The sequence below is a fragment of the Acinetobacter sp. 25-47-130 genome, assembly GCF_056779705.1.
This window is the reverse complement of sequence record NZ_JBWYII010000010.1, coordinates 53,821-78,178: the sequence shown is the minus strand read 5'-3', so window position 1 is coordinate 78,178 and position 24,358 is coordinate 53,821. Positions and strand designations below refer to the sequence as shown.

Genomic DNA, 24,358 nt, shown 5'->3' with positions numbered 1-24,358 from the left:
AACCACGATGAACAATCGTGGTTTTTTTATGGGAAATACACATGAAAAATAAAATTATATTAAGTACTTTAACCTTGTTTACTACAGCAAATTCATCACATGTTTTTGCTTATGATTTACCGACTGTGAATTTGGGTATGACCAGCTTTCTAGATGGTGGACTACCAGCTGGACCTGGTTGGTATTCGCAAACGTATTTTCAACATTATGACAGTGATAAGTTGAGAGATACGAGTGGACAAAAGCTTCCGCTGCCCAAAACAGATTTAAATTATCAAGTGATTGTCGAGCAATTAAGTTACATGTCGACCTATAAACCGACTGCTCATTCAAGTCTAGGTCTGAATTTACTTATCCCTTATTTAAGTAAAATAAGTGTTGACGATGGTTTAAATAATCAAGCCTTAAAAGCTAAAAGTGGATTTGGAGATTTGATGATTGGTCCATTTCTCCAGTTTGATCCAGTCATGGGTGAACAGGGACCAAAATTTGTCCATCGAATTGAATTACAGCTAAATCTGCCGACAGGGGAATATCAGCAAAACCGTGATATTAATCCGGGTAATAATGCATTATCCTTCAATCCATATTGGGCTGCAACGTATTGGTTCAATCCGAAATGGACAGCTTCAACACGCGCTCATTATTTGTATAATTTTAAAAATGATGATCCAACTTATGGTTTTGGTGCTGCTGATGAAATCCAAGCGGGGCAAGCAGTACACATTAACCTAGCATCTGAATATGCTGTACATGATCAGATTCGATTGGGTTTAAGTGGGTACTATTTAAAACAGCTTACCGATACTAAAGTCGATGGTGTAAAAGTCGATGGTCGCAAAGAAAGTGTGTGGGCAGTTGGACCTGGACTTATGTATAGTCACTCGCCAAAAAATCATGTCATCGCAAATGCATATTTTGAGCATGATGCAAAAAATAGAACTGAAGGCGATCGATTCCAAATTCGATACATTCATCATTTCTAATCAAAAAAGCCTGTGATTTGACAGGCTTTTTTATTGACAGACATAAAATTAAGAGAAGAGTGAATTTTGTGTAATCTTACGCGTTGATGATGGTAGCTCGCCATAACGACGTTTGTACTCTTGTGAAAAACGACCTAAATGAGTAAAGCCCCACTTAAATGCAACATCAGTGACCGTGGCATGTTCATTATTCATCAGTTCAAGATGAGCTTGTTCAAAGCGAAGCTCACGTAAATATGCCATAGGGGTAATGCCAAAATGGTTTTTGAATCCTGCAAAGAGTGTTCGTGCACTTACACCTGATTGTTCCGCCAAGACTTCTATGTTGAGTGGTTCATGTAAGTGGTGGTGAATGTATGCTTCAGCACGTTTGATAAAGTAGGGCGCTAATTTTTTCTCATGATGAGAATTTGCTTTAAAAAAAGCATTATTTGGTTGTCCATAAATAAGCGCATTAAATAGATTTGATTCAAACTGCTTAAATGCAAGTGGGTGGTGGAGAGGATGATGCTCACATTTAAGTGCATCCATCATGGTTCTCAAAAGTTGCAGAAAATAACCACCAGATTGAGTGGTAAAATCAAGTCGAGGATTAAAAATTACATTTTTTTGTTCAGATTTCACGATATGTTGCTGACAATGATGTGCAAAATCATCTTTTGAAATTTTGAGAATGAGTTGAGGGGAGTGAGCACGCCAGCGCATTCTGAGTGATTGGTCAGGTGAGATAATTGACGCTACTTCTGAGTATGAAATAAATTTATCTTGACCAAATTCAATTTCAGCATAGCCTCGAGTAGGAATCTGAATAAGATAAAACTTTTCAAGTTGATCTGGTTCGATCAATACATCTGCACCATATTCCAAGCGGCTGATAGAAAGAGCCCCAGTTTGAACATGATGCATGCTTGCACTAAAATTTTTAGCTGATTTTAACACTTTTAGAGCATGAGGCTTAAAAATTTGCCCTACATTTTTACAAGTTTCGCTCAAATCTGCTTGATTGAAGACCAAGTTTTGACTGTTGAAAATTGATTCATTACTAAAATTTTGCCCAGTTAGCTGAGAGGAATGAAGCTGGTTCATTGTGAATCCTTTTGGCTCATTAGTAGTCCGTACCATGACAGTAGTGTTAAATTGATATCATGGAATGAGATTTACGATATAAATAAATGAAGCAATATTCAGACCAGAAATAATAATTTTAAAATTTAATAGCTATAGTGGTAATTGAAAAAAATTACATTTATTTATATCAGCCCTATCCTTAGGACGTTATTTAAAAATCTATCTCTATAATCGCTGAATGTCAAATAAAACCGAATTTTTTATCATTGTGATTTTAATATAAATTAATGAAAAATAATAAAAAATTAAAATACCTATTAAGTAATATAAGATACCAAATTGGTATTTTTTAATTTACTAATCTGTGTTCAAAAATATATTTAAATATTTAGTCGAAGCGAAGAGACTTTATTTCGACATTATTATTAAAATTGTTTTATAGTATTTATCATGATTCAAAATAGCTAGGTGAACAGGATGATCACACTCAGCCAACATAAGGATCTTAGTCACGCATCGCGTGAATTGAACGTTGCTCAACGATTAATGAGCCTTATTTGTGGTTCACATCAATTAGAAACTGCTCGTAAAGATCAGCTTGATTTTCATTATTCAGGTATACGCTTGCCGAGTAAAAAAATGGCAATTGGCTGTATCAGTTATGGCACAGATGTGTCTATTCAAATTCAGCAGCTAGGTGCATACAGTATCAGTTTGCCTATTCATGGACAGCAAACATTGCGTATGAATGGAGAAACTCATTTATCACACAGTAATAATGGAATCATTGTTTCTAGTCAGGATCAGCAAGAACTCATCATTCACCGTAATTGTAAAAAATTTCAAGTGGTGATTCCTGAAGAAAGTGTCAAATCTGTACTTTCCAATTTGCTTTCTAAACCTGTTAAAGAGCGGGTGATTTTTGAGCCAGATATGCCATTTAGTGAAGATAACTTCCTAAGATTGTGGTGGAATAATATTCAACAATGTTTATCGCTCAGGCAAGATTATTCTCGTTTTGATGGTTTAAATCTGCTTTCTCAAGATTATGAAAGTTTTTTGATTAAGGCTTTGCTTTTAACCCAGCACAATAATTATTCCAATGAATTAAGATCGCTCCAAGAGTATCAGCTTCCGAAGCCAGTCATGGTGGTCAGAGAGTTTATCCATCGTTTTGCTGATCAAGAGTTGGATGCATCAGATTTAGTCATGATATCGGGGACTTCAAAATCGACTTTATACCGTGAGTTTCAACAAGCGCTGCATATGAGTCCTATGGATTATTTAAAAAACTATAGACTTGAACAGATTCATCATGCTTTGCTGCAGAACAATGCAAATATTTCCATTTCAAGATTGGCTTATGACTGGGGATTCAGACATTTAGGACGATTTTCTCAAGAATACAAAGCCAAATATGGGGTTCTCCCGAGTGAAACTCTTAAAATAATGGTTTAAAAAAAGCCCCTTTATTGGGGCTTTTTAATGACTGAGTTGAGATTACTGCGTTACCTCTGCAGTTGCAGTATTGGCTGATTCAGGTTGTTTTAGTCCTTTTAATGCGAGCGCAATAAACGAAATAAATGTCGGAATTGCTAGGACATAGAAAATACCTGCAAGAGATAATTCAAAAGTAAAAATCAGTGATCCGTAGAACGCACCTAAGATCGCACCGATACGACCAATACCATGCATCCATGAAACACCTACACCACGGCACACTGAAGGGTAGAACAGTGCTGTTAATGGAAGTAGTGATGATTGAGCACCCACTAATAATGCGCCAATTAAGAAAATTGCAATACCGAGTAAAACAATACTTTGGCTTACGAATGCTGCAACGAAGAACAATACAAATGCTGCGAGATAAGAATATTTAATCACAGTATTTGGATTAACTTTATCCATATACCACCCCATAAAGCATGCACCTATTACACCGCCGAATGGGAAAATCGCTGCAATTAAACTAAACTGTTCTGTTGTGAATCCAGCGGTTTTAAGAATAGTCGGCATCCAGCTGGTTAACAGATAAAATACCATTAGGCTGGTAAAGCAACACAGCCAAAGCATTGCTGAACCCCAAAAGTATTTGCTAAACAAAATTTTAACAGGGCTTTGTTTAGGATCTAATACTTCTGCTTCAGGTAGAACAAATACAGTACTTTGATCAAATGTTTGACCGTGAATCTTCTCAAGAATTGGTTTTGCTTTTTCTTGACGATTTTGTTTGATGAGGTATTGAGGTGATTCAGGTAACTTGGTAATCAAAAATACCAATACAATCAGTGGGATTACACCGCCGATAATAATGACATTTGCCCACCCTTGATTCTCTAATAAGAACGCAGATAAGACACCGCCACTTGAGATCCCTAACATAAATCCGCAACCTGCTAATCCGGTCAGGAATGCTTTACGTTTTAGAGGCATGTATTCGGATACCATTGTGCTGATATTCGGCATAGCCGCACCAAGTCCGACCCCTGTAATAAAACGATAGATCATAAGTTCTTGGGTGTTAGAAGCAAATCCACACATGATGGTGAAAATTGAAAACAACAAAGTCGTCATTACGATGACACCCTTGCGTCCAAATTTATCTGATAATGGTCCTGAGATAATAGCGCCGATCGACATGCCTACTAAGGCCGCACTGAGCACAGGTGCTAGATCTGGTTTTGAAATCCCCCAATCATCTAACAATGCTGGTGCAATAAAGCCTAAGATGCCAGTGTCTAATCCATCACAGAAAAAAACCAGAAACCCCAGAAAGAAAACTGTCCATTGTAAAGGGGACATTTTTTCCCGATCAATAACGTCATTTACAATTATTTTTTGCATTTAAAATTTCCATATATTCAAACGTTAGAACAAAAAAGGACTATCGTTTGCAAAGAATATTAACGATAGTCCTTAGTGATTGTCATCAGCTCATTTAATTATCTTGAGCTATGACTTTGAATAAACTTCTCACTGTAAACACGTCCGTTGTCTATCTGGTGATCAGCTAACCAATTTTTGACAGCATCGATCATTGGTGGCGGACCACACAAATACATATCGAATGCTGATTCGCTTAATTGCGATTGATCTAAATGTTCGTGGATAAATCCTTTTTTTCCAGTCCAATCATTAGAAGGTTGTCCGATTACGGGATGATACTCAAAGTGTGGAATCTTAGCTGAGTATGCTTTTAACCTTTCTTGTTCACACAAATCTTGCTCTTTGTTTACACCATAATACAGATGTACTGGTGGAATTTGAGGTTGTTTCACAATTTGATCTAGCATTCCTAAAAATGCTGACAATCCAGTACCTCCTGCGACAAAGACCAACGGCTTTTCTTTTTCCACTTCGCGAAGATAAAAACTACCTAGAGGGGCTTCGAGTAAAATGGTATCGCCAACTTTTGCCCGATCTCGCAAATAATCACTCATGAGACCTTGCGGCAGTAAGCGAATTAAAAACTGTAATTGATTACCTTCATTCGGTAGATTGGCGAAAGAATATGAACGCCAATCATTTGCACCAGGAATTTTTAATCGAGCATATTGACCCGGTAAATAATCAATTTTCTGCGTATGTTGACTGGCATCTACATGAATGATTGCCGTAGTTTCAGAGACTAATTCTACGTGAGTCACTTTGGTTTCGAGTTGAAGTGTTTCACCAGCATTACAGAAACTTGAGTCATGATCGAAATAGAATGCAGCATTCGATTGCACTCGTGTTTGACAAGCTAAAATTTTACGCTCTGCCAGATCACGTTCGGTTAATGCTTCTTCATCGACATAATCTTGAGTGTAATTGCCACTTTCACATTGCCCTTGACAGGTTGCGCAAACGCCTTCACGGCAGTCTAAAGGCAATGTGATACCTTGACGGAACGCAGCATCAAGTAAAAGCTCATCATTATTCACAGAGATAAAGAACGTTTTACCATCTGCAAAGTTGAGTGCAACAGAATGACTCATTCTTTTACTCCTTAAACGTGATAGAAGTCGAGCACAGAATCAATTTTGTCATTCAACAAAATGGTGTGCTGTTTACGAATGCGGAAAGTGTCTTCATGTTGACGAAGGATATAAGTGACATGACCGTAAAAATAGCCTTCTAAACCTTGGCGGTTATAGAATGTCGACCAACCCGCTTTAACTTCTAATAATCCGTCTTCAAGTGTTTTTACACGGATGTTGTGAATCGCATGCATGAGACGCGGAAGGGGTGTAGCTGATGCAGCTTTACCAGTTCCTATACGGAATACGCGATCTTCAAGGCCAGCACGGTTTTCATAATAGATATATGAAAGCCCTTGGTTTGGATCAGTGACGTATTCATGGTCACTAATCCATTGTGGAATGTGGTATTCGCTGTCTTCGTCATAGAGTTCTAGATATGCGTCCCATTCATAGTTGTCACAAAGCGCAGATTTTTCATATAAAAATTGAGAAACTTGATGTACAAGAGCTTGTGTCATGATTAAGCCTCCTCAGTTGTCGCTTGTGATGCAGGGCATTCGTGTGGTTCAGAAGTATCTTCAGTGAGTTTAAGTGCTTTATTTTTTAAGCCTTTTAACATGAGATCGCGCCAAACTTGGTGTTGATTGACATATAAACCTTCTTGAGTGATTTCAGTACCCGTGATGACTGGTTTGATCCCTAATGTTTGAGCATTCGGGCTGTCGCCATAATTCCACTTGTGATAACCGCGCGAAATGTCACTCCAGCGTTCTAAACGAGCTTGGAAACCACGCTGTTGTTCACGGAATTCGACTAAATCGTCAGGTGTGCCTAAGCCCGATACGTTGAAGAAATCTTCGAATTGACGAATACGGTTACGACGTGCTTCAGCCGACTCACCTTTAACACCAATACACTGGCTAATGACTTCAGTTTTATTCCACGCAACTGGACGAATAATACGAAGTTGCGAACTGATTTGATCCATAAAGAAAAGGCTTGGGTATAAGTTCAAGTTTCTGAGACGATGCATTGCCCATTCAGCACGTTTTTGACCATATTTTTCAACCAGATATGGCATCACAGTTGCGTAACCAGGACGTACAGTTGGGTTAGGCATGTCACTAAACAAAACGTTATGACCATTTTTAAATGAGAACCAACCATCATCAGTTGTGTCATCACCAGCACCTAATTTACTGTAATCAAGTGTGTCCTTTGGTCCTGTCCCTTTTTGTGCATTCAGTTGCTGACGATATTGAACTGTAGAGACATAGTTATAGTGAACAGTACTTACGTGGTAGCCATCTACACCATTTTCATTTTGTAGCTTCCAGTTTCCAGCAAAGGTATATGCTGATTTACCCGGTAAAACTTCTAATTCACCTGTAGGTGATTGTTCAACCATAAGATCAAGGAAAACACGTGTATCACCTAAATAATCTTCTAAGGTGTCTGTAGCTGTTGTATCTAAACTAACGAAGACAAATCCTTTATAACTTGCAATACGTGCTTTTTTTAGACCTCGTGATGATTTATCAAAGTCATCACAATACTCACCAGGAGCTTTAACTTTTACGAGGCGACCATCCGATTTGTAACACCAAGCATGGAACGGGCAGGTAAATGTGGATTGATTACCTTTAGCAACTCGGGTCAATGTAGCACCACGGTGCTCGCAGGCATTGACCATTGCATTTAAATTACCTTGACCATCACGGTTAATGATGAGCGGTTGGCGACCAATTTGAACAGTGACAAAGTCATTTGGTTTTGGAATTTCACTTTCATGACACGCGTAGATCCACACCTTTTCAAAGATCATTTCCATTTCTAGATCAAAAAGTTCTGGTTCAGTAAACATGTCACGTGCGATACGATAGACGCCATCCTCTGGTCGAAAATCGATACATCCTTCAATAAAATCATGCCATTCGATGCTGCTACGAGATCCCATGGTCTAACTCCTTATATCACTTGATTTCATTTATCTTTGAATCTATTGAACAGTGATTAACGGAGTCAGGCTATCCAGTTTGTTCTAATCGTTATCCATTTTTTCTCAAATATTTTATGGAGAAGGTAGTTAAAAATATGAGTGGGATTCAAAAGTCGTCCTTTGGGACTATAAAAACAAAAAGTCGATGCATCTTTGATACATCGGCAGATAAAAGCTAAAGGAAATCGTTATTTGGCAATTCCAAGCTCTGTCAAATGAAGTCTTAGGATTCGTCTTAATTCCAAAACAGCTTCAGGCGTTTCCTGAATTGAGTGACCACCTTTGATAATAATCTCAGATTGTGCCCCTTTAAGATGCGCACTCTGATAAGGCACGATCCCATCTGACATAACAGTAGGATCTTTACTCTCAGTCACATTCCCCATGATGGAGTGAAATTTAAATCCTTTAATTGGCGTCACAGGTGAGGTTAATTTGGTGAAAGGAGAGTTGTGACTCAGATCACTCGGACCATTTTGAATCAATCCATGACTTAAGTCTTTGACAAAATGTTTAATATTAATATCTTTATCTGAGAGCGATTCAGCAAATGCACCCAAAAATGCACCTGGCAATTTGATCATTTTACGCGCAGCTCGTGTAAACCAACGATCAGCATAATCTGTGCCTCTATGCGGTGCTGCTAAGAAAATAGCACGATTAAATTGTGGCACAGGTTTGATTTGTAAACGAGCTTTAAATAAAGGTTCATTCTTAAAACGGCTAATTTGAGAATTTTTTAATTGAGACAATGCAGGTTGTGTTAAATCAGCTTGGCTCACCAATAATCTTGAAATAATACCACCCATACTATGTCCAATCAGAACAGCATCTTTAGCTGATGCTGTAGATTGATCAAGTGAATTAAATGCTTGTTGAATGATCGCATTCACCTGAAAGCGACTTTCTAAAATTGGCATATTGGTTGAGTAAAATACTTGCCAAACTTGATAATGCTCTCTTAGAACATTATCTCCCATAATGTCATTGGTTAATGCAATCCAAGCTTCTGGACTGCTTGCAAGTCCATGCACCAAAACAATAATTTTTTTGTTTGGATTATAGGGTTCGAGCATAAAGAGATGAGGCATTGTGATTGTATTGTCACGATCAATCAAACTCAAATATGCGGCAGCACCTAAGTTATTTTCGGCAAGCCACAAACCATAAGGTGCAGAATAATTCGCAGCTAAGGGATAAACTTTTCCACCTACTTTTAATTGATCTAATCCATAAGGATCATAAATATTCAGGCTGAAATGCGGGTCATTCAAAATATCCTCTACATTACTTTGACTCGCAGGCTCAGCGGTCATCGTGACTGAAAGATAACGTGGTGGATGAATGTTAGGATTACGACCATTTTTATAAGCGTGATTTAATGGATCTACAATATATTTACCCGAATCGCTATTTCGCTCTGGCGCTGGAAGCGTTGCGACAAATTCCGCACCGAAACCATCTCGACGGTTAATCGAACGCAATCCGCTAAAATTGAGATTGTAGCTTGAAAGCAGGCTATCTAATTTTCGATTAGCAATCTGAGGGTAATGGTCATAGTTGACGGTATAAATGCTTTGACCAATTTTTATTTGTTTGGGAACTTTTTCATCCGTATAGCGCATACCATAGGTCATCACCATTTTCGCCAAGGCTTGATTGTAGAAATCTCGTATTTGAACTTGTCTATTATCGAAAATACGGTCGCTTGGTTGGCGTTTTGTCTTGAATAGATAGGCATAACTATAACGAATACTTTTATCAAGCATTGCTAACTGTTGGTCAAGACATTGACTATAGTTTTCTTGATGAAGTTTTTGCTTTTCTTCTGACTGATATTTATTAATTAAACTGGTATTACAATCAGAAGAATTACTGAGGGTTAATGCCCGTGTCAAATATGCTTCACTTGCAGTTGAATAAAGTTGTTCATCTTGAATTTGTTTTATTTTTTTTAGATCAGATACGCATTTATCTGGATCATTAGAGCAACTTTCAGCCTCACTGCCTGTCATGGAGAGGACATTCAGACTCGCTTCACTCATTTTTTTACGCGTTAATATGCTATCTCGTTCATTCGCGATCGAAACATTAAGCGCTTGATTTTTTACACTGACGACTTGGCAGCCTGTCATAAATAGTGGTGTTGCGAGCAGTAGGACGCCGATGTATTTATTGTTCATCATAAACATATTTTCAACTGTCAGCATGAATCATTAACGCTGAGCATACGTTATTTTTAGGGAGATAAAAATAAGTGCTAAAAAAATAGACTGAATGATCAGTCTATTTTTTTTTAATAAGATTATGATTTCGCTGGATTGTTTAAAATTTGCCAAACATTGTAACGACCTTGTTTCTCAATTTCTTGAATCAAGCGGTCAGCAACTTCAGTTTCTTCAGGATATTTCACTTTGTAATTTTTTAAAGTTGTGATTGCATTTTTCTTTTGGCTCAATGCGAGGTAGTTATTAACAGCTACGAGATAAGCTTCTTGAACACCCGCTTTGATGGCCTTATCGATATATGGAATAGCTTCTTTTTGACCACCACCTTCAGACAAAGAGAAACCAAACCAGAAGTTCGCTTCAGCGTCTTCTTTGTTGATCTTAAGGATTTGTTGTGCATATTTTAAAGATTTAGTGGTGTAAGCAGAACCAAGATCAAGGTTACGACCCAATATACTTGCTTTAAATGCACGAATTAGGATATCGAATGACGCGTTATCTTTCGCTGCTAAAGTATCTAGTTGAGCTGAAACTTCACGTAATTTAGCTTCAAAACCGCGACGTTCTTGACGATCTGTAAAGCGAGGAGGATAGTGACGTGCTTTACCTTCAACCATCTGGAGGAAGTCATCAATTTCTGTAATATCGATTTCATTTTGACCCGCTAAAACCGTGTATTTCATCGCACGTTGTGAACTATTCACAGTCGGTACGATTAATTTGTTTTGGTCGAGGATCATCTTTCTGTTTGGATTATTTGGATCAGTCACCTCAAGTTTTTGAAGTGGTGCAGCAGCAGCTTTTTTTAGTTCAAGCTCGAATACTGGTGGTTGGCTATAATTAAAAGGATTTAATGCATAAAATGGCGCACTTAAATCAGGCTCAGAAAAGACGATTGGATCGTTTGTTTTAGATTGTTTTTTTACTTCTGGAGAGCTACAAGCACTCAATAATGAAACAGCGATCATGGTGGCAATAAGGGGCTTAATCGTCATATTTTCTTCCAATATTATGTTTTTAAATTCTAGTTCAGGTTGTATCTGAGTCTATGAAAAGACGAAACAACATGCAACTCAGATTCACCTAACTTAGTCAAACTTATACATTAAGCTTTTGATTGTGCAGTTTGAGCTTCGCACTCACGACGAACTTCGTCAATAATTTTTAACTCTTCAGCACTAAATGGTTGTCCATTACTTTGAGCGTTATTAAATGTTGGATCAAGTAATGAAAGTCGCTGACATAGAGTGTTCATGCGCTTTTCATTGTGCTGTATACGATCCAATAATACTCGCATACCTTCTAACATAGGATCTGATTGATCTTGGGTTGTCGCATAAGGCTGAAAACCGATGCTTTCTGCATAATTGCGTCGTTCAGATTCTTTGTCCAAATCTTTTTGCTGATTTTTGATAATAAATCGCGCTGGGTTGCCTACGGCAGTAGCACCTTCAGGGACTTCTTTAGTGACCACAGCATTTGAACCTACTTTCGCATTCTTATGCACGGTAAATGGTCCCAAAATTTTCGCACCTGCGCCAACGACTACACCATCTTCTAAAGTTGGGTGACGTTTGCCTTTATTCCAAGTGGTGCCACCTAATGTCACGCCATGATAGAGCGTCACATCATCACCAATTTCAGCTGTTTCCCCAATGACCACACCCATACCGTGATCTATAAAAAAACGTTTACCAATTTTGGCACCTGGGTGAATTTCGATACCAGTTGCGAAACGACTAAAAGAAGACAGCATGCGGGCAGAAGTTTTACACTCTTTTTTCCAAAGCTCATGCGCAACACGATGCATAATCAGTGCGTGAATTCCAGGATAAGTGGTTAAAACTTCAAATGTGTTGCGCGCCGCAGGATCGCGGGCAAACACAGCTTGAATATCTTCTTTAAGCTGTTTAAGCATCTTTTGATTTCTCTTTAGAATCTGACTTTTTCCATGTGCCATTGTTCAATGCCTGAACACGACTGAAAATACCTCTAAGAAGATGGTACTCCATACGATCTAATTGTATACGTCCGAATAAGCGACGCAAGCGTAAAGGCAATAATCGTGGGTTTTCTGGGTCTAAAAACTCGATTTCGTGCAACATTTTTTCAAAATGAGGATAAAATTGTTCCATCTGTTGATGTGTTACCAACGGCTCATCCCAATGCATAGAGTCTTCATCAGTCACTCTCATAACAGCTTGAGGATCTTCAACTTGTTCCATGAGAGCCGTGGTCGCCATTCGCATTTCATAGCAAATAATTTGAATGGCTTGAGCGACATTGAGTACGCCATAGTCTGTATTCACAGGGATGGTCACATGGTAATTCGCCATAGCCAATTCTTCATTGGTTAATCCGCGATCTTCACGCCCAAATATTACGGCAATTTCTTGTTGTTCTTTGATCACCGCTTGCATAGATTTATCAGCAGCAGGTCGAGCATCTAATAAAGGCCATGGAATAGTTCGGCTACGAGCACTTGTACCAAAGACTAAATGACAATCTGCGATGGCTTCTTCAAGCGTTTCTACAATCTGAATCTGATCAATTAAATCGGTTGCACCCGCTGCAAGTGCATCAATATCAGGATGAGGATAAGTTTTAGGTGCAACTAAAACCAATTTTGAAAGCCCCATGGTTTTCATTGCTCTAAGTGCGCTACCGATATTCGCAGGCAGGGTAGTATTCACCATGACAATACGCACATGAGACAAATGCGCTGAGACAGCAGCATTATCAATTAAATTCATAAATCTTCCAAAATTAAGAGTATTGACTGACTTCCGTCATGTATTGATCCATTGCTTCATCCATACTGATCTGGTCAGGTGGAGAGGCATGTGATGTGATGACTGGTTCTGATTTTGGTTCTGCGGCGTGGGAACGTGCAGCTTTTGACTTGACATGATACTCCACATGTAAGGCCTCTTTACCAAAATAGTCGCGCAGTTTGAACAATAAGTCATCGAGTGGTGCGACATTCCATTGTGGTGGTAAATGAAAATCAGCCGTTGCATATGGAAAGTCGAGTTGTACTTGTAATGGCACATGCTGACACATATCTACATCACAAAATGGTTGAATGATCTGTGAAAGCTCTTGACCAAGATTTGGCTGAATATGCTCAGGTTGTAATTTAATGAGGATGTGATTCGCACGTTTTTGACGAATTTCGTTTAATGTAAACGCCTTAGTAAGGCGTCCCATCGGACGGTCGAAGCCTTCACGTTCATAAATTTCACCTTCAATCACGATCACTCTTTCATTCACAATAACGTCTTTAAAACGTTGGAAGCGTTCATGATTTGCTGAGACTTCGATTCGAGCAGTACCATCATCGAGTGTAATCATCATGCGGTTAGGGAAATTTGCGACATCCACAACCAAGCCGGCAAATACTGTAGTCACACCACGACGTGTTGGAGTCAGCTCATTAATTTTGTTAGAAATAAATGCTTTTAACTCGGGGCGATACACATCAATCGGGTGTCCCGTTAAGTATAAACCTAAGGTGTCTTTTTCACCTTTTAAACGGACTTCATCAGACCAAGGTTTTACAGGTTTAGTAGGTTTACGTTGAACTTCTTCAACTTCACCAAATAAATCCATAATGCCAGTTTCGCGATTTGAACGAGCTTGTTCGGCAGCTTGTACAGCTTCAGGCAATTGAGCCATTAAAGTCGCGCGTTCAAGTCCAAGACAATCTAATGCACCTGAGCGAATCAAAGCTTCAAGTGTACGTTTATTGATTTTCTTCAGATCAATGCGATGGCAGAAATCAAATAAATCTTTATAAGGTCCAAGTTGCTTACGTGAATCAATGACAGATTGCATTGCTGCTTCACCAACACCCTTGATTGCACCTAGACCATATACAATGGTTTTTTCATCAATTGCATGGAATTGATAAATCGACATATTGACGGAAGGTGGTAACACATCGAGACCATTGTTACGACAGTCATCAATCAAAAATACAATACTGTCTGTGTTTTGCATTTCCGAAGTCAGTACAGCGGACATAAACTCAGAAGGATAGTGTGCTTTTAACCAAGCCGTCTGATAAGCCACCAATGCATAGGCTGCAGCATGTGACTTGTTGAAACCATAGCCTGCAAATTTTTCCATATAGTCAAAGATATGGTTCGCCGTTTGCTCATCGATATCTTTTTTTGCAGCACCTTCAATAAAGATTTGGCGTTGTTTAACCATCTCTTCAGGTTTCTTTTTACCCATCGCACGACGAAGTAAGTCCGCACCACCTAGACTATATCCTGCACAATACTGAGCTGCTTGCATAACCTGTTCTTGATATACCATAATCCCATAGGTAGGTTCTAAGACACCTTCTAATAGGGGATGTAAGTATTCGAACTCTCCACCATGCATACGATGAATAAAGTCTGGAATTAGATCCATTGGGCCCGGGCGGTACAATGACACGAAGGCAATAATTTCTTCAAATTTACTTGGGCGTGCTTCCTTGAGCATTTTTTTCATGCCCACGGATTCAAATTGGAATACCGCAGTGGTATTTGCTTCGGCAAATATTGAATACGCTGCTTTGTCATTCAGCGGAATATTTTCAATCTTTAGAGGTATATCAAACTTTAATCGTTGGTTAATGTGCTGAATAGCATCTTCAATTACAGTAAGATTTCGCAACCCCAAGAAGTCAAATTTAACAAGTCCTGCCGCTTCAACATCGTCTTTATCAAATTGAGCGACACGACCAGTACCATCTTCGTCACACAGTACAGCTGAGAAGTCCGTAATCTTGGTCGGTGCGATTACAACACCACCTGCGTGCTTACCAGTGTTACGCGTTATTCCTTCAAGTTTAAGCGCCATTTCCCAGATTTCTGAAGCATCTTCATAATCTGGGTTGGATGGGTTGGTTACAATATCTTTAAGTTGTGGTTCTGCTTCTAAAGATTCTTCTAAACTTAAACCTAAAGGTTTAGTCGGGATCATTTTAGAAATACGATCTGCTAAGCCGTAAGACTTACCTAAAACTCGTGCAACATCTCGAATTGCACCTTTCGCTGCCATCGTACCAAATGTTGCAATTTGAGATACAGCGTCACGCCCATAAGTTCGTGCGACATAATCAATTACACGATCACGACCTGCGATACAAAAATCCACGTCAAAGTCTGGCATCGAAACACGTTCAGGGTTTAAGAAACGTTCGAAAAGAAGTCCGTATGGTAGTGGATCTAAATCTGTAATTTTTAAACTGTATGCAACTAATGAGCCTGCACCTGAACCACGGCCCGGGCCTACAGGTACGCCATTGTTCTTGGACCACTGAATGAAGTCCATGACAATCAAGAAGTAACCTGGGAATCCCATCGAGTTAATGATCTTGATTTCGAAATCTAATCGATCGTCATATTCTTTGCGAATTTCAGGCCAGTCTTCTCCACGTTTCTCCACAGGATAGAGGTGATTAAGACGTTCTTCTAATCCTTCTTTAGACAAATGGGCAAAGAAGGTATCAATTGTATGACCTTCAGGAATTGGATAGTCAGGTAAAAAGTATTTACCTAAGCGAAGTGTCACATTACAGCGTTTAGCAATTTCAACTGTATTTTGAATAGCACTGGGGATATCAGCAAATAACTCCACCATTTGCGCTGTTGTTTTGAAATATTGCTCAGGGCTGTAAGTACGTGGACGACGATTATCACCTAAAACATAGCCATCTGCGATGCAGACGCGCGCTTCATGGGCTTCAAAGTCTTCTTCTCTAATAAAATGAACATCATTATGAGCGACAACACCGATTTGATATTTTGCGGCTAATTTAACAGCTTCAATAATAAAATCTTCTTCTTGTGGGCGATTGGTGCGCGTGAGTGCTAAATAGACACGATTGCCAAATTTTTCTATCCAAGCTTCAAGTAAGGGTTCAGCTTTTTCAGGGCTACTTGAACACAGCATTTCTCCAACATCACTTTTAATCCCTAAAAGTGCAATCATGCCCGGCGCTTGTTCTAACACCCATTCTTTTTTTACACACGGGATACTGAGTTGTTGTCCTTCAATAAAGCCGCGCGATACTACTTCAGTTAAACTACGCCAACCCTCATTATTCATCGCCAGTAAAGTCATACGATGTGATTCATCATTCAAACGAATCACACTTCCTAAAATAGGTTTAATCCCTTTTTTAAGACACGAGGTATAAAACTTCACTGCTGCATGTAAGTTCGATAAATCTGTCATCGCGAGTGCAGGCATAGAATCCTGTACAGCAGACTTCATTAGATCAGGTATACGTACGATTGATTCAGTAATAGAAAATTCTGTATGAACACCGAGATGAACAAACTGCATAGATGAGTCCTTTACAAGAGCAGAGCGTATTTTATCATGCAAAGTGATTTAGAGCTGAGAATCCACGATATTTTATATGATTCGCACAAATTATCTTCGATTTGAATAAAGGTGATTTTATATCAATCAAAAAAAGTGCCATTCGGCACTTTTTTATAACATGAAAATTGGGCTTAATATTCCCAGAACATGCGTTGTATTTCTTTTGCATCTTTGGTTTTGGTTAAAGCAAGCGCGGTTAAAATTTTAGCTTTTTGAGGGTTGAAGTCATGTGCAACTACCCAACCATATTTGTCATCTGGCTGTTCGGCATTACGGAGAACGAATCCTTGTGGCACTCGTGAAGAACGTACAATTTGTATACCACTTTGCTGAAGTTGATTCAGCGTGGGAACAATATTTTTCGCGACTGAGCCGTTTCCTGTACCTGCATGGACAATGGCTTTAACCCCAGCCTTGGCATACGCTTGATAAGCATCAGGAATCATGTTGCCAGAGCCATAGACAATTTGAACTAATGGGAGTGTATCACCTTTAATATTCTCGATATTGAATTCTGACCGCTGATTAAATCGCTTAACAGAACTTCGGAACCAATAAGGTTTAGATTCTACCAACGTCCCTAAAGCTCCCCATTGGCTTACAAAGGCATTAGTATGAATATTAATGCCTTTAGTCACATCTCGAGCTGCAAAAATACTATCGTTCATAAGGACGAACACCCCCTTATTTTTTGCACTCGGGTCTGCTGCCAGAGCAACTGCACTATATAAATTTAGTGGGCCATCCGCAGATAAAGCCGTCGATGGGCGCATTGAGCCGACAACAACAATAGGTTTTTCCGTTTGTACGACTAGATTAAGAAAAAAAGCGGTTTCTTCTAAGGTATCTGTACCATGTGTAATTACAACGCCATTTACATCTGACTTTTTAACCAAATCATTGACTTGGCGGGCAAGGGAAAGTAATTCTTTGTCTGTAATGCTTTCAGAAGCAACCTGCATTGCTTGTACGCCGCTCACATTGGCTAAATCTTTAATTTGAGGGACGGCATTTAGTAAGTCATCCACTGGAACTTTTGCGGCAGTGTAAGTGGCGCTGTTGGTTGAACTAGCACCAGCACCAGCAATCGTTCCCCCAGTTGCAACGACGACAACGTTATTTTTAGCAAAGCTCGTTAGGGGTAATAACAAGCCAATCGATAGAGTCAGTGCGGTTAGCGTCTTTTTCATCTTTTTTCCTAAATGTTTTTTATAGTATTGTGCATGGATAATGCTTAATCACGATAAAGGAAAAGAGGGGTGTTTGTATATAATCAAAATGAAATTAATATCATGAAATAATCAAAATATTAAATATAAAACCCCCAGATTGAAATCTGGGGGTTTTAAATACATCATTCACATAAAACGACCGAATTAACGCATTTTCGCCAAGAATCTTCCTAAACGATTGATTGCTTCACGTAATTCATTTTCTGCAGGCAAGAACACCACACGGAAATGATCAGGGGTAGGCCAGTTGAATCCTGTGCCTTGTACCAATAACACTTTTTCTGCTTTGAGGAAGTCAAGCATAAACTGTTCATCATCCTGAATCGGATAAATTACAGGATCAAGTTTAGGGAAACAATACATTGCACCTTCAGGTTTAACGCAACTTACACCTGGGATTTCATTCAACATTTGCCAAGCAATATTGCGTTGCTCATACAAACGACCACCTGGACGAATTAAATCGTTGATAGACTGGTAGCCACCCAATGCAGTTTGAATAGCGTATTGAGCTTGATGGTTAGCACACAGGCGCATTGACGCGAGCATATCTAGACCTTCAATATAATCTGCCGCACGAGTCTTATCACCCGTAATTGCCATCCAGCCTGAACGGTATCCAGCAATTCGATAGGATTTAGATAATCCGTTAAATGAAATACACAGTTGATTACCCGCAAGGGCAGCGACCGATACATGTTCGATTCCATCGTAAACGATCTTATCGTAGATCTCATCAGCAAATAAAATCAGGTCATATTTTTTTGCAAGAGCGACAATTTTTTCTAAGACATGGCGTGGATAAACAGCACCCGTTGGGTTGTTCGGATTGATAATCACGATCCCACGAGTATTAGGCGTAATTTTGTTTTCCATATCCTGAATATCAGGATACCAATTATCTTCTTCATCACATTTATAATGAATTGCTGTACCACCAGAAAGATTAACGGCAGCAGTCCATAATGGATAATCTGGCATTGGTACCAGCATTTCATCGCCGTCATCTAACAGGCCTTGCATAGCCATTACAATCAGCTCAGAAACACCATTCCCAATATACACGTCATTGACATGCATATTGAAAATACCTTTTTGTTGATAATACTGACAAACCGCTTTGCGGGCAGGGAAAATCCCTTTTGAGTCTGTATAGCCGATTGCATTTGGTAAGTTCAACGCAACATCATTGATAATTTCTTGAGGTGCTTCAAAACCGAAGGGCGCTGGGTTGCCGATATTGAGTTTAATTATCTTATGTCCGGCTTCTTCCATTTCGTTGGCGGCGCGTAACACAGGTCCACGAATGTCATAGCATACATGCTCGAGCTTAGACGATTTCTTAATTTCGCGTGGAGTAGTGTTACCTAAAACGGACATATTCCCATCCAATTATTTTTGAGTGAATAAAAATAGATTACTAAATATCACAATCTATGTAGAAATTTAGCTAGAAATTTTTCAAGCTCTAGCGTAAATATGAAGGTACTGAAGCATGACATTGAATGTCAAAGATTTAAAGGAGTTAATCATGGGAAAACTCAATAAAACAGACCGAGAATGGCAAAGAGAGTTATCACCAGAGGAGTATCGCATTACCCGTCAAAAGGGAACTGAGCCTGCTTTCACAGGGCGATATTGGAATACCAAACAAGAAGGAACTTATGTTTGTCGTTGCTGTGGCGAACCTTTATTTACTTCAGAAACCAAATATGACAGTGGTTGTGGATGGCCTAGTTTTTATCGTCCAATCAACCAAACAGTCATTGAAGAACATGACGATCACTCACATGGCATGATTCGTACTGAGATTGTTTGTCATCATTGTGACGCACATCTAGGTCATGTTTTTGAGGATGGACCTGAACCTACAGGTCTTCGTTATTGTGTAAACTCAGCTTCATTAGAATTAAAAACCCAAGAAAAAAATGATGAGGAAACCTATCCATGACCAATATTTATCAATTTGAGGCAGAATTGCTAGAAGGGGAAAATAAGCAATTTTCGGTTTATGAAGGTAAAGTGCTATTGATAGTCAACACAGCCAGCAAATGTGGATTTACGCCACAATTTGCAGGGTTGGAAGCGCTGTATGAAAAGTATAAAGATCAAGGTTTTGAGGTATTAGGATTTCCGTGTAATCAATTTGGTGGGCAAGATCCGGGTACGCACGAAGAAATTGGTAGTTTTTGCCAGAGAAATTACGGTGTATCCTTTCCGATGTTCGCTAAAGTGGATGTAAAAGGTCCTGAAGCCCATGTGATTTTTCGGTATCTCACCAACAACAGCAAAGGCATTTTAGGAAGTGGAATTAAGTGGAACTTTACCAAATTTTTGATTGGAAAAGATGGCAAAGTGCTTAATCGATATGCACCTACAACTAAACCAGAGAGCATTGAAGATGATATTCAAAAAGCGCTGGCTCAGTAAAAAAAATCAGCTCAATTGAGCTGATTTTTTTATTCATTTAATTTAAGAAACGATAATCGGCTAGATTTGCATTTTTGGTTTCTAGCCAATACTTCCATGTATAACTCGGCCAAAGTGAAAAATTCTTTCCGCCTTCTTGCTGATACCAACTCACACAGCCAGATTGCCAAACTGTGCCTGCAAATTTTTCTTGGATTTTACGGTTGAATTCTTCTTGGACTACATCTTTGACCACAATTGCTTTAGTCTTGGATTTTTCGACAGCTTCAATCAGTTGTAGAATGTAATTCACTTGAGATTCGATCATAAAAATTACAGAGTTATGACCTAAAACAGTATTCGGGCCTAAAAGTTGAAAGAGATTTGGAAATCCTTTGGTAGAAATTCCATAGTAGCTTTCAGCACCCTCTTTCCATGCTTCTTTCAACTCAATACCATTTTCACCATAACATTTAAAATCTTTTAAATAAATTCGTGGATCAGTAATAAAACCAGTACCGTAAATTAAGCAATCTATTTCTCGTACTTGCCCATCTTTGGTAACAATCGCATTTTCAGTAATTTCTTGAATGCTGTCCGTCACGAGCTCTACATTCTTGCGATTAAATGTTGGGAAATATCGATTTGATACCAAAATTCTTTTACACCCCATGGTGTAATCTGGTGTCAGTTTTTTTGCTATTTCTTTATCTTTGACTTGGAAGCGAATGAAAGCTTCTGCAAGTTTTTGACCCAGTCGCATCATTTGAGGTTTTACAATCGGAACTACGCGTGATTCGTTAGACCAATATAAGCGTGCTCGATGCAATTTTCTAAACCAGTCGTATTGGGCAAATAGTTTTTTGTCTAAAGCATTATAAGCTCGTTCATCGCGCGGTATTACCCATGCAGCCGTTCTTTGAAACACGTATAACTGTTTGGTTTTTGGTGCAATCTCAGGAATATATTGAATTGCACTTCCACCTGTGCCGATACTGGCTACACGTTTACCATTCAGGTCATAAGCATGATTCCAAGATGATGAGTGGAATACTTCGCCTTTAAATTTTTCGATTCCTTTAATCTTTGGAATTTGAGGAATATGCAATGGACCAGAGGCAAAAATAAGGAATTGACTGTGTAGAGCACTTTGATTCTTGATGGAGATTTCCCACGCATGAGCTTGCTCATCGAAGCGTGTCGAAATGACTTCGGTATCAAATTGAATAAATTTTTTTAAATCATATTCTTGAATAAGGTCTTGAATATATTGGAAAATTTCAGGTGCTTCAGCATATCGTTTTGTCCAGTCAGATTTTGGTGCAAAAGATAATGAATACATATGAGACTGCACATCACATGCAGCACCCGGGTATTGATTTTCACGCCAAGTACCACCTACATCTGAAGCTTTTTCAAGAATAACAAAATCTTTGATACCGCGTTTAAGAAGTTGAATCGCTGTGGCTAATCCTCCAAATCCGGCGCCGATAATCGCAATTTTAGTATTTTTCTTGATGAATTGCGTTTCAGTTAAGTCGACTGAATTTGTATCTAGCTGATCTGATGTAACTTCCATTTTAATACTCGTTTATATTATTTGAAGCTATCATAATCAGTCTGGACTGAAACTGACATGATTTCATTGACATTTAATATTGATATTTTCGGCAATATTCTTTCCCTTTTTTTTAGGGTAAAACATATGCAACTTTAATTTTAAAATTCTGATTTATGAAAAGGTCGATTCTCGGTTTGTTGTATCTCATACAGGGCATGCGACAAATCGGAATAAATGTGGACGAAAGATTGGAAGCTGTCGGTTTAAAGGCGGATGCTTTAGATCCGAGTTCAACGATTCAACCTGAATTAGAACAAATCATTCAAAGAATTATTGCTAAAGGGGTTAACCCGTTGCTCGGTTTAGATGTCGGTCAACATTATGCGCTCGCAGGCTATGGTCCGCTTCTTATGCTGTTGGTCACAAGCCCGAATGTCGGTGCGGCTCTCACAAATGGAATACGCTATCAAGCGCTTACCCATTTATCGGGTAGACTTACATTAGAGCAGACGAGTGTCTATGCGGCTTTATGTTATGAGCCTCTCAATTTACAAAGTGAAGTTGATGAGTTCAGGGCTCAATGTGAAATTTCAGGTACGGTTAAATTCGTGCAAGATATCTACAAAATGATAGGATTGCCTTTTCCTGAAGTGCAGGTTGAATTGCCGTTTTCACGACCGAAAGAATCCATTTTTTTGAACAAGTATTTGAATTATTTCGGTGCGCAAGTTCGGTTTGAACATGATAAATTTCGACTGATTTTTGATGCAGAAATTTTAGAATTGAAGTTGCCTTCAGCTGATCAAATCACATTTAATGTCCACCAACAAAGATGTAATGCTGAGATCGAAAGATTAAATGCGCAACAATTGAATCAACACCAGTTGATTCAAAGAATTCACGATTATTTGGATTTACAAACGGGGCAGATTCCAACAATGGCAGAAACTGCTCAAGCATTGAATATTCCAGAGCGAACTTTGCGACATCAGCTTAACCAACTGGATACAAGCTATAAGCAAATACGGGAGCAACTCATTCGAGAGAAAGCGCTTCGATTAATTGAGTACAAAGAGTATTCGATCGAAGTAATAGCTGAAATGCTTGGATATTCAGAACCTGCAGCATTTAACCATGCTTTTAAAAGATGGTTTGGACAAAGTCCACGACAGTATGGAAAATGACCTCAGCATGTATGCTCAAATAGTATATGCCAAAGTGTTATTTATCATTTTTTTAAATATTCGTTATACTTCCGACGGCCTAAAAAAGTAATCAATATCTATGTTCCATTCTCATTCTTCGCAAAATAGTTTAAGTCACACTCCGCAATCACCTGCAGAACGTTATGCTCACGCAATTTCGTCAGGACAATTTATGCCTGATGATGCTCAAGCTCAAGCTGTACATGAACTTAATCGTGTTTGGGAAGAACTGATCTTACGATATAAAGCGTCTAAAAAAGCGTTTCGACGTTTTCGCCGTCAAACAGCCCCGAAGGGTGTTTATATGTGGGGTGGTGTTGGGCGTGGAAAAACTTGGTTGATGGACCAGTTTTATGATGCGATACCATTCCGTCGTAAGACGCGTATGCATTTCCATCATTTTATGCAATATGTGCATAAAGAGTTAAATAAAAATTCAGGACAGCAAAATCCACTCGACATCGTTGCTGATCAAATTTACAAAGATGCGGTTGTGATCTGTTTTGATGAATTCTTTGTATCAAATGTCACGGATGCGATGATTTTAAGTGATTTATTCCAAAAGCTATTTGTACGTGGAATTACACTTGTTGCAACATCAAACATTGCACCAGATGGTTTATACAAGAACGGCATACATCGCGACCGCTTTATTCCAACGATTGAAATGGTAAAAAAGAACTGTGTCATTTTGAATGTGGATGCAGGTGTTGACTATCGTTTGCGTGTACTGAAACAAGCGCAATTGTTCAAATCACCTTTAAGCCATGATAATCAGGTATGGATGGCACAACGTTTTTCAGCATTAACCAGTGCTCAAAATGTGAGTGAAGAACCGATTATCATTAATGGACGTAATGTCGATACGATTGGTCATACTGAAGATGTATTGTGGTGTGAGTTTTCTGAACTCTGTATGAAGCCACGAAGTCCTGCGGACTTTATCGAAATTGCGAACACTTATAACACTGTCCTAGTCAGTAATGTTCCCGATCTGAATGATTATTTATCAGAAGGAACACGCCGATTCATTTATTTAGTTGACGAGTTCTATGATCGTGGTGTTAAATTATTACTGACCTCACATGCCAGTATCATTGATATATATAGTGGCGAAAAATTAGCGTTTGAAATCGAACGTACACGTTCACGTTTACTTGAAATGCAATCAGATGACTATTTACAATCTGCGCATCGACAAATTGATAAGCCCGCTGAATAAATGTGAGAATTCACAAATGAACCCAAACAGATGATGTTTGGGTTTTTTTATTTAGAGTGGAATAAATTTGAAATCGTTCCTTAAAAGCGTAGAGAAAAT

General features: G+C 38.8%; 19 protein-coding genes. 6 read left to right on the top strand and 13 right to left on the bottom strand.

Annotation, left to right across the window (positions count from 1 at the left end; all coding sequences use genetic code 11):
- The first annotated feature begins 41 nt into the window (after positions 1-41).
- Positions 42-986 carry a SphA family protein gene (locus AC1M83_RS11670; RefSeq protein ID WP_481590737.1) on the top strand — a complete coding sequence of 315 codons (945 nt, stop codon included), beginning with the start codon at positions 42-44 and terminating at the stop codon, positions 984-986.
- Positions 987-1,034: 48 nt separating this feature from the next.
- Here AC1M83_RS11670 and AC1M83_RS11665 read toward each other — a convergent pair whose 3' ends face one another.
- Complete coding sequence (locus AC1M83_RS11665) at positions 1,035-2,072, bottom strand: AraC family transcriptional regulator (RefSeq protein WP_092767742.1); 1,038 nt, start codon at positions 2,070-2,072, stop codon at positions 1,035-1,037.
- Positions 2,073-2,531: 459 nt separating this feature from the next.
- On the opposite strand from AC1M83_RS11665, the gene AC1M83_RS11660 reads away from it, so the two are divergent.
- A complete protein-coding gene (locus AC1M83_RS11660) occupies positions 2,532-3,512 on the top strand; it encodes an AraC family transcriptional regulator (protein WP_481590736.1) in 981 nt (326 codons plus the stop codon).
- A 42-nt stretch (positions 3,513-3,554) separates the two neighbouring features.
- Here AC1M83_RS11660 and AC1M83_RS11655 read toward each other — a convergent pair whose 3' ends face one another.
- From AC1M83_RS11655 to AC1M83_RS11605, 11 genes are all read right to left on the bottom strand, one after another.
- Entirely contained in the window at positions 3,555-4,898 is a 1,344-nt protein-coding gene (locus AC1M83_RS11655; protein ID WP_092767747.1) for an MFS transporter, read from the bottom strand.
- Positions 4,899-4,996: 98 nt separating this feature from the next.
- Entirely contained in the window at positions 4,997-6,031 is a 1,035-nt protein-coding gene (antC, locus tag AC1M83_RS11650; RefSeq protein WP_180028207.1) for an anthranilate 1,2-dioxygenase electron transfer component AntC, read from the bottom strand.
- An 11-nt stretch (positions 6,032-6,042) separates the two neighbouring features.
- A complete protein-coding gene (gene antB, locus AC1M83_RS11645) occupies positions 6,043-6,534 on the bottom strand; it encodes an anthranilate 1,2-dioxygenase small subunit (RefSeq protein WP_035266119.1) in 492 nt (163 codons plus the stop codon).
- 2 nt (positions 6,535-6,536) lie between these two features.
- The gene (antA, locus tag AC1M83_RS11640; RefSeq protein ID WP_035266117.1) at positions 6,537-7,973 is read right to left on the bottom strand and encodes an anthranilate 1,2-dioxygenase large subunit; all 1,437 of its coding nucleotides are present in this window, start codon (positions 7,971-7,973) and stop codon (positions 6,537-6,539) included.
- A 230-nt stretch (positions 7,974-8,203) separates the two neighbouring features.
- Complete coding sequence (locus AC1M83_RS11635; protein WP_481590760.1) at positions 8,204-10,207, bottom strand: alpha/beta hydrolase; 2,004 nt, start codon at positions 10,205-10,207, stop codon at positions 8,204-8,206.
- 113 nt (positions 10,208-10,320) lie between these two features.
- Positions 10,321-11,238, bottom strand: a complete 918-nt coding sequence (locus AC1M83_RS11630; RefSeq protein ID WP_481590735.1) for an ABUW_2363 family tetratricopeptide repeat lipoprotein — start codon at positions 11,236-11,238, stop codon at positions 10,321-10,323.
- Positions 11,239-11,348: 110 nt separating this feature from the next.
- Positions 11,349-12,161, bottom strand: coding sequence for a serine O-acetyltransferase (gene cysE, locus AC1M83_RS11625; RefSeq protein WP_035266113.1), 813 nt, complete (start codon positions 12,159-12,161; stop codon positions 11,349-11,351).
- Positions 12,154-12,996: an RNA methyltransferase gene (locus AC1M83_RS11620; RefSeq protein ID WP_481590734.1), complete on the bottom strand. Its 843-nt coding sequence runs from the start codon at positions 12,994-12,996 to the stop codon at positions 12,154-12,156. Before AC1M83_RS11620 ends, cysE begins: the two co-directional genes overlap by 8 nt.
- Positions 12,997-13,009: 13 nt before the next feature.
- Complete coding sequence (dnaE, locus tag AC1M83_RS11615; RefSeq protein ID WP_481590733.1) at positions 13,010-16,588, bottom strand: DNA polymerase III subunit alpha; 3,579 nt, start codon at positions 16,586-16,588, stop codon at positions 13,010-13,012.
- Between the two features lie 173 nt (positions 16,589-16,761).
- Positions 16,762-17,820, bottom strand: coding sequence for a type II asparaginase (locus AC1M83_RS11610; protein WP_035266107.1), 1,059 nt, complete (start codon positions 17,818-17,820; stop codon positions 16,762-16,764).
- A gap of 186 nt (positions 17,821-18,006) precedes the next feature.
- Positions 18,007-19,242 carry a pyridoxal phosphate-dependent aminotransferase gene (locus tag AC1M83_RS11605; protein WP_092767759.1) on the bottom strand — a complete coding sequence of 412 codons (1,236 nt, stop codon included), beginning with the start codon at positions 19,240-19,242 and terminating at the stop codon, positions 18,007-18,009.
- A 151-nt stretch (positions 19,243-19,393) separates the two neighbouring features.
- On the opposite strand from AC1M83_RS11605, the gene msrB reads away from it, so the two are divergent.
- Both msrB and AC1M83_RS11595 read left to right on the top strand, forming a co-directional pair.
- The gene (gene msrB, locus AC1M83_RS11600) at positions 19,394-19,813 is read left to right on the top strand and encodes a peptide-methionine (R)-S-oxide reductase MsrB (RefSeq protein WP_035266138.1); all 420 of its coding nucleotides are present in this window, start codon (positions 19,394-19,396) and stop codon (positions 19,811-19,813) included.
- Positions 19,810-20,292: a glutathione peroxidase gene (locus tag AC1M83_RS11595; RefSeq protein ID WP_481590732.1), complete on the top strand. Its 483-nt coding sequence runs from the start codon at positions 19,810-19,812 to the stop codon at positions 20,290-20,292. The genes msrB and AC1M83_RS11595 overlap by 4 nt, the downstream gene beginning before the upstream one ends.
- Before the next feature lie 37 nt (positions 20,293-20,329).
- On the opposite strand, the gene AC1M83_RS11590 is transcribed toward AC1M83_RS11595, so the two are convergent.
- The gene (locus AC1M83_RS11590; RefSeq protein ID WP_481589305.1) at positions 20,330-21,850 is read right to left on the bottom strand and encodes a flavin-containing monooxygenase; all 1,521 of its coding nucleotides are present in this window, start codon (positions 21,848-21,850) and stop codon (positions 20,330-20,332) included.
- Positions 21,851-22,005: 155 nt separating this feature from the next.
- Here AC1M83_RS11590 and AC1M83_RS11585 point away from each other — a divergent pair, with 155 nt between their 5' ends.
- Complete coding sequence (locus AC1M83_RS11585; RefSeq protein ID WP_481590731.1) at positions 22,006-23,016, top strand: AraC family transcriptional regulator; 1,011 nt, start codon at positions 22,006-22,008, stop codon at positions 23,014-23,016.
- Positions 23,017-23,116: 100 nt separating this feature from the next.
- Positions 23,117-24,259, top strand: coding sequence for a cell division protein ZapE (zapE, locus tag AC1M83_RS11580; protein ID WP_092767765.1), 1,143 nt, complete (start codon positions 23,117-23,119; stop codon positions 24,257-24,259).
- Positions 24,260-24,358: the final 99 nt, after the last annotated feature.